The 15,111-nt window shown below is 34.5% G+C and carries 14 protein-coding genes; 8 read left to right on the top strand and 6 right to left on the bottom strand.

From position 1 onward, the window contains the following. Positions 1 to 167: 167 nt before the first annotated feature. Positions 168 to 1,064, top strand: coding sequence for a LysR family transcriptional regulator (locus FEM21_RS07105; protein WP_035659144.1), 897 nt, complete (start codon positions 168 to 170; stop codon positions 1,062 to 1,064). A gap of 45 nt (positions 1,065 to 1,109) precedes the next feature. Here FEM21_RS07105 and FEM21_RS07100 read toward each other — a convergent pair whose 3' ends face one another. Both FEM21_RS07100 and FEM21_RS07095 read right to left on the bottom strand, forming a co-directional pair. Next, positions 1,110 to 2,096, bottom strand: a complete 987-nt coding sequence (locus tag FEM21_RS07100) for an aldo/keto reductase (protein WP_035659143.1) — start codon at positions 2,094 to 2,096, stop codon at positions 1,110 to 1,112. 11 nt (positions 2,097 to 2,107) lie between these two features. Next, positions 2,108 to 2,728, bottom strand: coding sequence for an SGNH/GDSL hydrolase family protein (locus FEM21_RS07095; protein ID WP_035659142.1), 621 nt, complete (start codon positions 2,726 to 2,728; stop codon positions 2,108 to 2,110). A 210-nt stretch (positions 2,729 to 2,938) separates the two neighbouring features. Between FEM21_RS07095 and FEM21_RS07090 the strand changes: the two genes are divergently transcribed. Next, a complete protein-coding gene (locus FEM21_RS07090) occupies positions 2,939 to 3,943 on the top strand; it encodes a sensor histidine kinase (RefSeq protein ID WP_236353564.1) in 1,005 nt (334 codons plus the stop codon). Positions 3,944 to 3,999: 56 nt separating this feature from the next. Here the strand turns inward: FEM21_RS07090 and cysM are convergent, their stop codons facing one another. Continuing rightward, a complete protein-coding gene (gene cysM / locus FEM21_RS07085; RefSeq protein WP_035659139.1) occupies positions 4,000 to 4,887 on the bottom strand; it encodes a cysteine synthase CysM in 888 nt (295 codons plus the stop codon). Positions 4,888 to 4,889: 2 nt separating this feature from the next. Further along, positions 4,890 to 5,681 carry a serine O-acetyltransferase EpsC gene (gene epsC / locus FEM21_RS07080; protein ID WP_035659138.1) on the bottom strand — a complete coding sequence of 264 codons (792 nt, stop codon included), beginning with the start codon at positions 5,679 to 5,681 and terminating at the stop codon, positions 4,890 to 4,892. Positions 5,682 to 5,930: 249 nt separating this feature from the next. Here epsC and FEM21_RS07075 point away from each other — a divergent pair, with 249 nt between their 5' ends. After that, on the top strand, positions 5,931 to 6,116 hold the full coding sequence (locus FEM21_RS07075) for a hypothetical protein (RefSeq protein WP_035659137.1): 186 nt from the start codon (positions 5,931 to 5,933) through the stop codon (positions 6,114 to 6,116). Then, positions 6,106 to 6,657 carry a Smr/MutS family protein gene (locus FEM21_RS07070; protein WP_035659136.1) on the top strand — a complete coding sequence of 184 codons (552 nt, stop codon included), beginning with the start codon at positions 6,106 to 6,108 and terminating at the stop codon, positions 6,655 to 6,657. The genes FEM21_RS07075 and FEM21_RS07070 overlap by 11 nt, the downstream gene beginning before the upstream one ends. Positions 6,658 to 6,735: 78 nt before the next feature. On the opposite strand, the gene FEM21_RS07065 is transcribed toward FEM21_RS07070, so the two are convergent. Continuing rightward, the gene (locus tag FEM21_RS07065) at positions 6,736 to 7,722 is read right to left on the bottom strand and encodes a hypothetical protein (protein ID WP_035659135.1); all 987 of its coding nucleotides are present in this window, start codon (positions 7,720 to 7,722) and stop codon (positions 6,736 to 6,738) included. An 82-nt stretch (positions 7,723 to 7,804) separates the two neighbouring features. Between FEM21_RS07065 and FEM21_RS07060 the strand changes: the two genes are divergently transcribed. Continuing rightward, positions 7,805 to 8,929, top strand: coding sequence for a cysteine desulfurase family protein (locus FEM21_RS07060; RefSeq protein WP_035659134.1), 1,125 nt, complete (start codon positions 7,805 to 7,807; stop codon positions 8,927 to 8,929). 22 nt (positions 8,930 to 8,951) lie between these two features. Here the strand turns inward: FEM21_RS07060 and FEM21_RS07055 are convergent, their stop codons facing one another. Next, positions 8,952 to 10,028 (bottom strand): calcium:proton antiporter, encoded by a 1,077-nt coding sequence (locus tag FEM21_RS07055; protein WP_035659133.1) that lies wholly within the window; start codon positions 10,026 to 10,028, stop codon positions 8,952 to 8,954. 254 nt (positions 10,029 to 10,282) lie between these two features. Between FEM21_RS07055 and FEM21_RS07050 the strand changes: the two genes are divergently transcribed. The 3 genes from FEM21_RS07050 to FEM21_RS07040 all read left to right on the top strand — a co-directional run bounded on the left by FEM21_RS07050 (position 10,283) and on the right by FEM21_RS07040 (position 15,105). Beyond that, the gene (locus tag FEM21_RS07050; RefSeq protein WP_035659131.1) at positions 10,283 to 10,645 is read left to right on the top strand and encodes a hypothetical protein; all 363 of its coding nucleotides are present in this window, start codon (positions 10,283 to 10,285) and stop codon (positions 10,643 to 10,645) included. 208 nt (positions 10,646 to 10,853) lie between these two features. Beyond that, entirely contained in the window at positions 10,854 to 11,942 is a 1,089-nt protein-coding gene (locus tag FEM21_RS07045; RefSeq protein WP_035659129.1) for an efflux RND transporter periplasmic adaptor subunit, read from the top strand. A 49-nt stretch (positions 11,943 to 11,991) separates the two neighbouring features. After that, entirely contained in the window at positions 11,992 to 15,105 is a 3,114-nt protein-coding gene (locus tag FEM21_RS07040; RefSeq protein WP_035659128.1) for an efflux RND transporter permease subunit, read from the top strand. The last annotated feature ends 6 nt before the right edge of the window (positions 15,106 to 15,111 follow it).

The raw sequence follows: 15,111 nt of genomic DNA, 5'->3' as shown, positions 1-15,111 counted from the left end.
TGAGAATAGCTCGCTCTTGTAGGCTATTTGTATTCAGCCGTATCTTTGTCATCTAATTTGTACTCTAGTATAAGCCAACTTTCATGACTTCTATTTATATTTTGTTTTTTTTTTTTTGTATCTGCTACCACCGAGCTCTCCACGTCTCTATTATTTAATAGTTAGTTATGGTTAATCTCGAATGGTACCGCACATTTAAAGCTATTTATAAAACAGGAACGCTCACAAGTGCTGCCGATGCTTTGTTTATTTCGCAGCCTGGTGTGAGTTTGCATTTAAGTTCGTTGGAAAGTTATGTAGGTTACAAACTTTTTGATAGAACAGGACGCAAAATGATTCCGACTGAAAGAGGTAAGATTTTATATAATGCAATTTCCGAAGGTTTGAAAATTCTGGAAGATGCCGAGAAAAATTTTCAGCGAAGTACTGAAAAACATACACCAACAATCAGTATCGGAATGTGTTTTGAGACTTTCCAGATTACATTGGAACAATACATTTCCACTTTGCCTTTTAATGTGATTATTCGTTTTGGTGAATATCCTGAAATGCTGGATAATTTAGATAAAGGAATTTTAGATTTGGTGATTTCGCCTCAAAAAGGAAATTATCCAACTATTGCTTACGAACCATTTTCGTCAGAAACTATTGTTTTAGTTGGAGGAAGTGAAGTTGATGACGCTGAATTTCAGCAATTGGTAAAACAAAAAAAATATACAGAAGCCGAAAATTATTTAAAAGCCCAAAAATGGTATGGAACCACGGGCGATATGGAACATCTTTTTCGTTTTTGGCAACTCAATTTTGGCAACTTCCCTGATTTTCGACCGAATTATATTGTGCCAAATATTAATTCAATTGTTCGCTGTTTGAGTAATGCTAATGGATTAGCGGTTATTCCTGATTTTTTATGTCGAAAAGAAGTAGCCGGCGGAGATGTAAAAATAATTTGGGAAGGTCATAAAAAATTAGAAAACACGCTTTATTTTGCCAGCAGAAAAAACACGACTTATACTAAAGAACTCGATTTAATCAAGGATTTGTTTAAAAAGGTAATGTTATAATACGACACAAATAATTCCAAATTATCTGTGTCGTATTGTATTTTTTTACCAAAGATGATGCACTTCTTTTTTGATGTAATGCTCATAAATTTCATTCATAGCAGCAATTTTTTCAGGAGTTAAAGCCGGTAAATCTAAGGTTGAAAGATTAGAAAGCACATGATTTTCTGTCGAAGCTCCGGGAATAATACAACTTACTTCCGGGAAACTTAAAATCCATTGCAGGGCAATAGGTGCCAGGTTTTGAACTTCAGGGAATAGTTTTTTCAATTCGTTTACAGCAATCAAACCTAATTCATAATTGATTCCTGAGAAAGTTTCGCCTTTGTCAAAAGCAGCGCCTTCTCGGTTAAAAAAACGATGGTCTTTGCTGTCAAAAATAGATTTTTCAGAGAATTTTCCAGTCAATAATCCGCTGGCAAGAGGAACACGGGCAATAATTCCCACGTCTTTTTTCTTAGCTTGTTTAAAGAATAATTCTGAAGGACGCTGTCTGAAAAGGTTGAAAATAATTTGAACAGAAGTCACATTCGAAAATTCCATTGCTTTCAATCCTTCTTCTACTTTTTCGACACTTACACCCAGATTTTGAATTTTTCCTTCTTGTTTTAATTTGTCAAAAAGCTCGAAAATTTCCGGTCGATAAAACACTTCAGTAGGAGGGCAGTGCAACTGGATTAAGTCAATTGTATCTACTTGAAGACGTTTTAAACTGTCTTCAACATATTGCTGCAATACTTTTGGCTGATAACCTTCATTAATATGTGGATTAATATGACGACCGCATTTAGTCGCAACATAAATACGTTCAGAACGGGAACGAATTACACGTCCAACTGCTTTTTCGCTCAATCCATTTTCATACACATCGGCAGTGTCAATAAAGTTGATGCCTTTGTCGATTGCAGTGTTTAAAAGTTCCTCGGCAGTGACATCATTAAATGGTGAACCCCATTTTCCGCCTACTTGCCAGGTTCCAAGAGCAATTTCGGATATTTCAAAGTTGGTTTTTCCTAGTTTACGATAGTTCATTTTTGATTGTTTTATAGATTGTTTATAGTAAGTTGAATAGCTTTTTTGATTAACAGACTCATAATTTCATAACCCGCTGTGTTGGGATGTACGCGATCTTCTGAAAATTCAGATTGTAAACCTTTTTTGTTGTCTACCATTGTCGAATAATAATCTACAAACGTGATTTTATTTGCAATAGCATATTCTTTTAATATTTTATTCAATTCAATAATTCGATCAGCCGGTTGTTCTTTTGGATTCCAATAGAAAAAATTGGCAGGTAATACTGAACAAAGAATCACCTGAATACGATGTGTTTTTGCTAATTCGATCATTGAAAAAATATTATCAGTAATCATTTTTGTCGTTGCCGTTCCCGTATTTCCAGCAATATCATTTCCACCGGCTAAAATAACGACTATTTTAGGATTTAAATCAATAACATCGGCTCTAAAACGAACTAACATTTGCGGAGTAGTCTGACCGCTTATTCCTCTATTAATATAGGATTTGTTTTCAGCAAAAAAAGAATGTTCCTTACTCCAAAATTCGGTTATTGAATCTCCCATGAAAACGATTCTGTTGTTGTCATGTTGCGGTAATAATGCGTTTTCATTTTGGTATTTTAATAAATAAGGCCAGTCTTGCATAGTGGGCTCCTTTCAATTTTTTATGTGTCTAAACATAATTGAACAAAATTAATGAAATTTTTAAGTAACTTCTGAAGTTTTTTTGTTTAAACATTGGTTAGGTTATTTAAACAAAGAGCTTTTTTCGTACATTTGTAATCCCCGTAAATTTTGAGAAGTATGAAGTTTTATGAAAAATTATCCTCTATAAGATTTCTAAGAAATAGCTATGTGTTTAAGTTTCTTTTTGTTGCATTTATAGGAATTCATATTCCTCTCATCGGAATTTTATTTTTTGTGCTTTACGCAAAAGCAAATTTTTCAACTGAAATTTTATTACTGTTTTCCTTAGTAATGACTTTGATCGCTACAGCAGTCACTTTAATGGTTTTGAAAAAATTGGTTCATCCTATAGAACTGGCTTCAAAAGCGTTGAATGATTACAAACGAAAAAGAATAATCCCAAATTTACCACTTCATTATTCGGATGAAGCAGGATTGTTATTGTTTAATATTCATAATTCGATTCAGGAAAGTGAAGATTTTATTGCTGAAAAACAAGACTTAATTTACCTGCTTTCACATGATTTGAGAACTTTTGCTTCTAATCCTAAATCTTTGGCCCAAATGATTATAGGGACAAATCCGTCATCTGAAGTAAAAGAATTGGCTGAATTGATTTGTGATTCTTCCAAAGATCAATTTCAATACATTGAAAATTTTATTCGACTATTAAAAGAGCAGGATGAAATGTTAAAAACCAGTTCAGATATTAAAACAATGAATCTGGATGAGCTAATTGAAAAAGTAAAAGATCAGTTAAACCAAAAATTAAGTTCTAAAAATATTCAATTGGTTAAAAAGCTTGAAGTAGAAAATATTACGTTGAGAATTGATCCCGAACTGTTGACCCGTGTGTTTTTTAATTTAGTGAACAATGCCATTAAATTTTCATTTGAAAATGCAACGATACAATTAGAAAGTTACATTGAACAGAAAAATGTGCATATAAAAGTGATTGATGAAGGCATTGGTTTTGATAACAAGGATGTTGATAAGATGTTTGCCAAATTCACTAAAATGAACCGATTAGGAACGATGAACGAATATTCGACAGGAATAGGTTTGTATTTGTCCAGGCAAGTTATAGAAAGGAGTGAAGGACAATTAACAGCAACAAGCGAAGGAAAAAATAAAGGAGGTACTTTTACAATCATGTTACCGTTAATAAAGTAGAAAAAGGGCGATTTTTAAATTTAAAAATCGCCCTTTTTTATGAATGTAATTGAAGTTTAGTCAAATAAATCAGAAGATAAATAACGGTCACCTCTGTCGCAAATAATGACTACAATAACTCCAGATTCTAGTTCTTCGGCTAATTTTACCGCTACAGCCACAGCACCGCCGCTGCTCATTCCTGCAAAAATACCTTCTTCAAGAGCTAAACGTTTAGTCATATCACGAGCTTCCTGTTCGCTCACATCAACAGTACGATCTACTTTTGAAGCGTCATAAATTTTAGGTAAATATTCCTGAGGCCATTTCCTGATTCCTGGAATTTGTGAACCATCAGAAGGCTGTGCACCAATGATTTGAACTGCCGGATTTTGTTCTTTTAAATAAGTAGAAGTTCCTATGATGGTTCCTGTTGTTCCCATTGCCGAAACAAAATGCGTTACAGTTCCTTCAGTATCTTTCCAAATTTCAGGACCTGTAGTATTGTAATGTGCTTTCCAGTTATCATCATTAGCAAATTGATTTAGCATGATGTAACCACCTTCAGCGACTTTTTTATCAGCATAATCTCTGGAACCAATAATTCCTTCCTTAGCAGGAGTTAAAATAACATTAGCACCATAAGCACGCATAGTCTGGGTACGTTCTTTAGTAGAATCTTCAGGCAGAATTAATTCTATTTCGATATCTAATAATTGAGCAATCATGGCAAGAGCAATTCCTGTATTTCCACTTGTCGCTTCGATAAGTTTATCGCCTTTTTTGATTTCGCCACGGTCTAAAGCGCCTTTAATCATGTAATAAGCAGCTCTGTCTTTGACACTTCCTCCGGGATTATTTCCTTCTAGTTTTAATAGTAGTTTTACGTTTTTGTTTTGGACCAGATTGGTAGTTTCAACTAAAGGAGTGTTACCAATCAGGCTTAATATTTTTTGCGGATTCATTTCTATTTTAGTTCTTTTATTTTTACTTCAGTAGTGGTTGTATTAGTCACTATTGATCTTTCGGGGGTTGATTTAGTAACCCAGGAGTTTCCTCCGATAATACTGTTTTTGCCAATGACGGTTTCACCACCTAAAATGGTTGCATTGGCATAGATACAGACATTTTTTTCTACTGTAGGATGTCTTTTTGCATTTTTCATTTCTTTGCTGACACTTAATGCACCAAGTGTAACACCCTGATAAATTTTAACATATTTTTGAATTACAGCCGTTTCACCAATAACAATTCCGGTAGCGTGATCGATGAAAAAAGGTGAATCGATTTGAGCTCCGGCATGAATATCTGTTCCTGTAATTCGATGCGCATATTCGCTCATTAATCGTGAAAAAAGCAATAAATCAAGTTTATATAATTCATGGCTAAGACGGTAAATAGCAATAGCATAAAAGCCTGGATAAGCCAGATAAACTTCTTCAATTCCATTTGAAGCCGGGTCATTTTCTAAAATATAGGCAGCATCCTGATTTAGTTTTTCTAATACCGAAGGTAATTTGGCAACAAAATGATCCCAGGTTGATATGCACAATGCATTGGGTTTTTTACAGGCAATAGCGGCAATATCTTTAAACTGTTTTTCTAATTCATCAATGCTTTCGCTTAAAGGAGCATTAGCATCAAATAAGGTATAGAAAATTTTTTCGGTAAAGATCTCTACCTTTGTTTTAATACCGTAATTAATGGAAGTATGGCTTTTAAGTAAGCTAATGTTTTTAATAATCAGATCCTTTGTCATGATTTTTGGATTGTATTGTAAGTATCAGGAATATTAAAATCGATTCAAAATACCGTTGCTAAATTTAGAACAAAGATATTGAACTATTTTGAATAAAAAGACATGAACAAGCACGCATTCATTATAGAAAGTCTGAATTTTGTTAAAATGAATTTTTCTTCTTTTTTTAGTTGATTTTTCAGATTGAATTTGACTTTCTTACCACTTCCATTTTAAAATGATTACTTTTGAAATCTTATAGAAATAAAAATGAAAAAATTAATTATTCCGATAATGTTAGTAGCTATTGGTGTTGCTTTTTATGAGCAAACTGCAGCTGAAAAAAATGTTTATGCAGGTGTAATTGCAATGGCTGTTTTTATGTTTGGAATGATGCAACTGAGTGCAAAAACGCCAAGTAAAAATCAACAAAAAGAAAAAGAAGATGCTGAATAAAGGAGATAAAGTTGCTGTTCTGGATGATGCGATAAATGGAGTTGTATTATCAGTTAAAGGTCATGAAGTTACCATCGAAACCGATGAAGGTTTTGTAATGAAATTTGCGATAGATGAGTTAGTTAAAATAAACGACACCAGTAATTTAATGGATTCTATTAAAAGAATAAATATAGATGAAATTAAGAAAGAAAAAGCAATTCCTAAGCCCAGAAGTTTTGTAAAAGAGAAAAAGGATAAGAGAGAAGTAGGTGTTCCTGAATTTGATTTACACATTGAAAAATTAGTCAAAAATAAAAACGGAATGTCTAATTATGAAATATTGACTTTACAGGCAGAAACGGCTCAGCGTCATATTGAATTTGCTATTAAAAATCGTATTCCAAAAATCGTTTTTATTCACGGTGTTGGAGAAGGTGTCTTGAAAGCAGAGCTCGATTTTTTACTAGGACGTTATGATAATATTGATTTTCAGGAAGCCAATTATCAAAAATACGGTCAGGGTGCAACTGAAGTTTATATTAAACAAAGTAAAAAGTAGCAAACTTATAATATGCAAAAAGCGCTCATTTTGAATTTAAAAATGAGCGTTTTTTGTATTTAAAATTTCGAATTGAAATTAATTACTTAAGGTAAATAATTCTCCAAGAGGATAACTGTCTCCAAGAGTAAAATCGACAGCACCTTTTTTAAAGGAAACTTTTTTAAGTACAATAGTATGCTTAAAGCTATTTGGTCCATTTGTAGTTGTAGTCACTTCAATAATTCCAGTTTGACTATTTGCATTGCCAGTAACTCCATTCCATTCCTGAGATAGAGTAGGCGTAGTAGGAGTTGTAGTATTACAAAAATAAGCTGAAGTTAATGTAGTACCTGTGAAAAGGCGATAAGTAAGTTTGTTAGCCGTAGTGCCTACATAACCTATTCTAGGTGTATTAAGCGGTGTAACTTCGTTAACAATTAAAGCAGGATCAATTGTTAAAATTAAGGCCTCATTAGTATTAAACTTGTATAAATCATTTGAAGAAGTACATTTTTCAATTGTTGTGGTAGTAAAATTAAAAGGCAAATTTGTTGCTGTACTGGAATAATTACCAAATGGAAAAGTTTCATAAACCTGTGTTCCAGATGCTTTTGCAAAAGTTACATTTTTTAATACGATGTTGTGATTGTAGCCTGTAATTTTAGTTCTATTAGTAGTTGCATCCGTAGTTTTGGTTGGAGTTGTTACAATTCGTATTTGTCCATCAGTAGCAACCCATTGATCTGTAATAATTGGAGTAGCTGGCGCTATGGTTTCACAAATATTAGCAGTTGCAACGGTTCCATTATAAAAGCGATAAACGACTCTATTTGTTGTAGTACTAATGTTTAAATTAAGTGTATCGTTAGCTTCAGTCAGTTCAGTACTAAAAGTAGCTGTGGGAATTTCCAGCAACAATGCTTCCTGATCTTTTAGTTTATAGATAAGGCTATTAGTACTGCTGTTAGTACAACTTTGAGTTTGGGTAATGTCTTCGAAGCTAATATCTTCCTGAGTCAGGTCTCCATCATCGCAAGCATTAAATAATGCTAATAAAACCAATAGGCTTAGGGCTTTTTTCATCTTAAAAATTTTGACAAAAATAAGCAAAAAATGACAATTCATATTCCTCTTTTGCTAATTGATATTTTATAACTTTGCAACAATGAAAAAAATATACCTCGATAACGCCTCTACAACTGCAATGCGACCTGAAGTGATTCAGGAAATGACTAAAATTATGACGGAAGATTATGGAAATCCATCTTCTACACATAGTTTTGGTCGAAATGCTAAAAATATACTGGAACTTTCCCGAAAATCGATTGCTAAACAATTGAATGTAAGTGCTCAGGAAATTATTTTTACTTCTGGAGGAACAGAGGCAAATAATTGGATTTTACGTTCGGCAGTTCAGGATTTAAAAGTACAACGCATTATTAGTAGTAAAATAGAACATCATGCTGTTTTACTGTCTATTACAGCTTTACAAAAAGAATTTTCTATTCAGGTAGATTATGTAAATGTGTTGCCAAATGGTACTATTGATTTGACTCATTTATCTGTTTTGCTTTCGCAGGAAGTAAAAACTCTGGTGAGTTTGATGCACGTGAATAACGAAACTGGAACAGTTTTAGATCTTGAAAGAGTGGGATTAATATGCAAGCAGTATAATGCCTTATTTCATTCAGATACCGTACAGTCAATTGGTAAAACGAAATTAGATTTGCAAACAACTACCGTTGATTTTGTATTGGCAAGTGCGCATAAATTTCACGGACCTAAAGGCGTTGGATTTGCATTTGTTAGAAAGAATTCAGCATTGCAGCCGCTTTTGTATGGAGGCGAACAGGAAAAAGGTTTGCGTGCCGGAACTGAAGCCGTACATCAAATTGCAGGAATGGCTAAAGCTCTGGAAATTTCCTATTCGAATTTAGATTCCGAAAGAGAACATATCTCTACAATTAAAAATTATCTGATTGAACAATTAGAAATAAATTTTTCTGGTTTTGAAATTAACGGAGATCGTGAAGGTTTTTATAATATAATCAATGTATTATTGCCATTTTCAGAAGAAAAAACAGCCATGATTTTATTTCATTTAGATATGCGGGGTATTGCGGTTTCCCGCGGTAGTGCTTGTCAGAGCGGAAGCATTCGGCCTTCTCATGTCCTGGCCGAAATTCTTTCGGATGATTTAATCAGAAAACCAAGTTTACGTATTTCTTTCAGTCATTATAATTCTAAAGAAGATATTGACGGTTTAATTGAAGCTTTAAAAACGGTTTAATTTCGAATAATTATATTTAGTATCAAGGATAAATCATCAAAAATATAAAAGCGAATAGATTAACGAGTAGTACGACTCCATAAACAATATTCGATTTTCCTTTGCTTAACGACAGCATTACTGTAAAAACTGATACTGCTAATAATACAATCGATTTAATGTCAAGCCCCAGAATAATAGGCATTCCCATAATGATACAAACTGCGGCAACACTCGGAATTGTTAATCCAATACTGGCTAAAGCCGAACCTAAAGCTAGATTAAGACTGGTTTGAAGACGATTTTTTCTGGCGGCAATGATAGCAGCGATAGCTTCGGGTAATAGAATAATGCTGGCAATTATAACTCCCACTAAACTTTTAGGTAAATGATAACTTATAATAATGCTTTCGATAGTAGGAGATAGTGTTTTGGCTAATAAAACGACAATTCCTAAACTTACCAAAAGAAAAACAAGACTGGTGTAAAAGGTTTTGTTATTAATTGCGATATGATTTGTCACTTCTCCATTTTCTTCGTCGCCTGCGGTTAGGAAATAGTGTCGGTATCTTTTAGTTTGCGCAAATAAAAAGGACGAATAAATAACAATACAGGCAATAGATGCAAAAATAAGCTGCGGAGTCGAATAATACGAACCGTGAACACTTTCGGTAAAAGTCGGGAAGACTAAGGTAAATACAATAATAGAAACCAAGGAAACTAAACCGATGGTTACTGAAGAAGCCGAAAAATTTTGTTCATAATGTTTCAGTCCGCCAATGAAAAGACAAAATCCAATAATACCATTTAAGATAAGCATCGTAGCTGCATAAACGGTATCTCGGGCGAGAGAAGCAGCTTCGGAACCTTCAGACATCATTAGCGATATGATAATAGAAACTTCAATTACGGTTATAGAAATGGCCAGAATAATAGTTCCGTAAGGTTCGCCAACTCTTTCTGCAATAATTTCAGAATGATGTACGGCCGACATTACACTTAAAATAAGTAATAAACTGGCAAGGAGCTGAAAAATACTGCTGGTATCTACAAGTCCGCTAAAAAAGAGAACCCATGAGACTATCGGAATAATAACGGTCCATTGTAATAATTGTTTCATTTTAAAATTGTAAATATTCGTAATTAATTTAGGTTTTGTAATATAAGATTTTTTTACTGTAATAAATATTTTTATTGTGTTATGCCTAAATTATTATAAACTAGTTAATTCAATATTACTATTCTACAAAATACTGATTTTTAAAGAAAAATTAAGAGACATTGCATTCGCAAATGGCTATATTTGGCGCAATAATTGCTGGTAGAGCAATATTTTTTTAGAAAACATTATATAAAAGATTTCCTTTTTACGTTATGAAACCCATTAAGTTTATTTATATCATTCTATTAGCATTGCTTAGCTTTTTTAGCAGTGTAGAATTTTGTAAACATTCTTCTGAATTTAGGAAACACCATTTTGCACAGGATATTTTTACCACCGCAGAAATTCCTGAACTGGAACCTTCTACCGTAAGTATGTCTAATGACATGAAGGCTCGTTTTACCGTTAAAAAGAAAGCAAAACCCCGCGTAGAAGAATCAGAAAATCGTTCTGTCAAGAATTTATACCAAACTAGTTTTAGTTTTCTGGCTTTAAAAGAAAAGAAAATCTATAGTATTGCTGCTATTTATAATATTCAGCGGCAAATACTCCTTCATCTATACCATCTTTTCTAGATTTTAGTTCGCTTTTATTTTCTACCTAAATTCGCTTTTATATTTTTCTATAAAAGTCTATTATAGATGTAGTTATTTCTTAGCAACGGCGCAGTCTTAAGGCTGTAACCGATCTGTTTTTTATTTCAAAATTTATTCTATTTATTACTCTCTGATATACTACTTCAGGGAGAAAATTTATTTATACACTATTTTAAAAAACTCACTCATGCGTATTTACAAACAATTTTTCCTGTCCATTTTATCATTATTTGTTTTAGTCTCGTGCGGAGATAAAGCAAAAAGAAAAGCTAATAACGTAAAAACAGTTCCTGTTTACAAAGTAACCTTAAAAGATACCATCGTTTCTAATCGATTTGTTGCCGATGTTCATGCAAAAAATAATGTCGAAATTCATGTTAGAATTCCCGGTTTACTGGATAAAGTTTATGTAAGCGAAGGACAAAAAGTAAAAAAAGGACAAATCCTTTTCAAAATAAGCGATGTAGAACTTCAAATACAATTGCTAAAAGCACAGGCAGTTTACAAAAGTGCTATGGCCGATTTAAGAATTGCCACCGTTGAGCGGGAACAAGCTCAAACTCTTTTCAATAAAAAAGTAATTGCTAATAACGAATTAGAATTAGCTAAAGCAAAATATGAAGCGGCGGCTGCCAAAGTTGCTCATGCTTCTGCCGAGAAAAAAGCAATTGATCAGCAAATTAATTTTACAACAATTCGTGCACCATTTGCCGGAACAGTAGATAGAATTCCCTTTAAAGAAGGAAGTTTAGTCGAAAATGGTTCACTGTTAACCACTGTTTCCCAACTGGATGATGTGTATGCTTATTTCTCAATTCCTGAGAATACTTATTTCCAAATGATAGAAAACAAGAGTCTGAATGCAAAAGGTGATATCGAATTAGTATTGCCAAACGGTGCTGTTTACGATCAAAAAGGAGAACTTAAAACTGCCGACGGAGAAATCGACAGAGAAACGGGTTCTATTCAATACAAAGCAAAATTTCATAATCCGCAAGGATTTATCAAGCATGGAACTTCTGGAAAACTGATCATTTCAGAGCCAATATCCAATGCAATTTTAATTCCGCAAAAAGCTGTTTTTTCTATTCAGGACAAGCAATACGTTTTTGTGGTAAAAAAAGATGGAGTAGTTAAAATGACCAATGTTACTATTGGAAATACTCTTGATGATGTTTACATCCTGAATGAAGGTCTGAAAAATGATGACCTAATTGTAGAAGAAGGCACACAATCATTGAGAGACGGTGATAAAATCAACATTAAACAAATGTAGATTGTAAACCAGTAACAAGTAATTTAATTATTTATCTAAAAATCACATAATGATAGAAATGTTTATCAAAAGAAAGATATTATCATTAATCATCTCGGTTATGATAGTACTTCTCGGGTTGTTGGCTTTGTTTCAGCTTCCTATCACACAATTCCCCGATATTGTACCACCGTCTGTAACTGTTACAGCAAAATATACCGGAGCAAATGCTGAGGTTTCTGCAAATGCTGTTGCCCTTCCGCTAGAAAGAGCCATTAATGGAGTTCCCGGAATGACGTATATGTCAACCGTTACTTCTAATGATGGTTTGACGTTGATTCAGGTTTTCTTCGAAGTAGGAACTGATCCTGATTTGGCTGCGGTAAACGTTCAAAACCGTGTAACGACAATACTTGACGAACTTCCGGAAGAGGTAATTCGTGCCGGAGTTACGACCGAAAAAGAAGTAAACAGTATGTTGATGTACTTAAATGTTACAAGTACTGATAAAACTCAGGACGAGCAGTTTATTTTCAACTTTACCGATATTAATATTCTTCAGGAATTAAAGCGTATTGATGGTGTAGGTCGTGCCGAAATTATGGGACAAAAAGAATATTCGATGCGTGTCTGGCTGGATCCGCAAAAGATGCTTTCGTATAATATTTCGGCAAATGAAGTCATTAATTCGCTTCAAAAACAAAACATTTCAGCCGCTCCGGGAAAAGTAGGAGAAGGTTCAGGACAATTAGACAGTCAATTGCAGTATGTTATTAAATATGGCGGAAAATTTTTCGAACCAAAACAATATGAAGAAATTGCTTTAAGAGCTAATGCTGACGGAACAATTCTTAGATTAAAAGATATTTCAAATATCGAATTTGGGGCCATGAGTTACGGAATGGTTTCTAAAACCGATGGAAAACCTTCGGCATCCATCATGTTGAAACAACGTCCAGGTTCGAATGCATCTGAGGTAATTGAAAGTGTAAAAGCAAAAATGGCGGAACTAAAAGGAACTTCTTTCCCGCCGGGAATGGATTATAATATTGCTTATGATGTTTCGCGTTTTCTTGACGCATCAATAGATGAGGTTCTACGAACACTGATTGAAGCTTTTATTCTGGTTGCTTTTGTAGTTTTCCTGTTTTTACAAGACTGGCGTTCTACGTTAATTCCGGTATTAGCTGTTCCTGTGGCGCTTATTGGTTCGTTTACTTTTATGTCGATGATGGGATTCTCCATCAACTTATTGACGCTTTTTGCATTGGTACTTTCGATAGGAATTGTGGTTGATAATGCCATTGTCGTTGTCGAAGCCGTTCACGTAAAAATCTCCGAAGAACACATGGAACCATTGCCAGCGACTATTAGTGCGATGAAAGAAATTACCGGGGCTGTTATTGCGATTACGATTGTCATGGCCGCCGTGTTTATTCCTGTTGCTTTCCTGAGTGGTCCTGTTGGAGTTTTCTACAGGCAATTCTCGTTGACGATGGCAATAAGTATTGTGATTTCGGGTATTAATGCATTGACGCTTACTCCGGCTTTGTGTGCTATAATGTTGAAAGCTCATGACCCTGACAAGGAGAAAAAATCGATGTTGGATCGTTTTTTCCATAAATTCAACAATTGGTTTGATAGCATTACTTCAAAATACATCAAAGTATTGATGAAGTTTGCCGACAGAACTTCGATAACTGTTGGTTTATTAGTTCTTTTTTGCATTTTAACCTGGGGAACAAGTCGATTTTTACCATCAGGATTTATTCCTTCTGAAGATCAGGGGATGGTGTATGTGAGTGTAACAACTCCGCAGGGTGCAACGGTAGAACGTACCGAAAAAGCATTAGACGAAGTAACCCGAATTGCTAAGGAAATTCAGGGTGTTGACAACGTTACAACGCTTGCCGGATACAGTATTGTGACTGAAATTGCCGGAGCTTCTTACGGAATGGGAATGATTAACCTGAAAGACTGGAAAGAACGTGATATTTCGGTAACTGATTTCATTGCACAATTAACTGAGAAGACAAAAGGTATTTCTGATGCCCAAATCGAAATTTTTGCTCCGCCTACGGTTCCCGGTTTTGGTAACACCAGTGGTTTCGAACTTCGATTACTGGACAAATCGGGAGGAAGTATTACCAATACCGATGAAGTAACTAAAAATTTCATCAAAGAACTAAACGCTTCGCCAGAAATCCAAAACTCATTCACCAGTTTTGATGCTACATTTCCGCAGTATTTAATTCATATCGATTATGATATGGCTGCTAAAAAGAAGATTTCTGTAGATAACGCGATGAGTACTTTACAGACAATGTTAGGATCTTTTTATGCGACCAACTTTATTCGTTTTTCTCAAATGTATAAAGTAATGGTGCAGGCAAGTCCGCAATTCAGGAAAAATCCCGAAAGTATTCTGGATATGTATTTGAAAAATGATGCGGGAGAAATGGTGCCGTTTTCGACTTTTATCAAATTAGAAAGAGTGTATGGTCCCGAAGTTTTAACGCGTTACAACATGTACATGTCAGCAATGATTAATGGAGAACCAGCCGATGGTTATAGTTCAGGTGAGGCCATTGCTGCTGTAGAAAGAATTGCTGCAGAGAAACTTCCAAGCCGTTTTGAACTCGAATGGTCGGGAATGACCAGAGAAGAAATCTTATCAGGAAACCAAACCATATATATTTTTGCGTTGTGTATTTTGTTTGTGTATTTATTATTGGCAGCGCAGTACGAGAGTTTATTGCTTCCATTTCCGGTATTATTAAGTCTTCCTGTTGGAGTTTTTGGATCTTATCTGGCGCTTTTATCTGTTGGTTTAGATAATAATATTTACGCTCAGGTGGCGCTCGTCATGCTCATTGGTCTGCTCGCCAAAAATGCCATTCTGATTGTCGAGTTTGCCATGGCACAAAACAAGCTAGGAAGAGACATTACCGAAGCTGCGATTGAAGGAGCCCGACTTCGTTTTAGACCTATTTTGATGACTTCGTTTGCCTTTATTTCAGGGTTGATTCCGTTGTGTATCGCTTCTGGTGCAGGAGCTGTGGGTAACCGTTCGATTGGTACAGCGGCAGCGGGAGGAATGCTTATAGGGACTATTTTCGGACTTGTGATTATTCCGGGTCTTTATATCCTGTTTGCCAAATTAGAAAAAGCAATGAAAAAATAAATTAAA

This window comes from Flavobacterium seoulense, assembly GCF_000695795.1.
Lineage (GTDB): Bacteria > Bacteroidota > Bacteroidia > Flavobacteriales > Flavobacteriaceae > Flavobacterium > Flavobacterium seoulense.
Note: the sequence above shows the minus strand (reverse complement) of the source record. Positions and strands in the feature narration are given on the sequence as shown.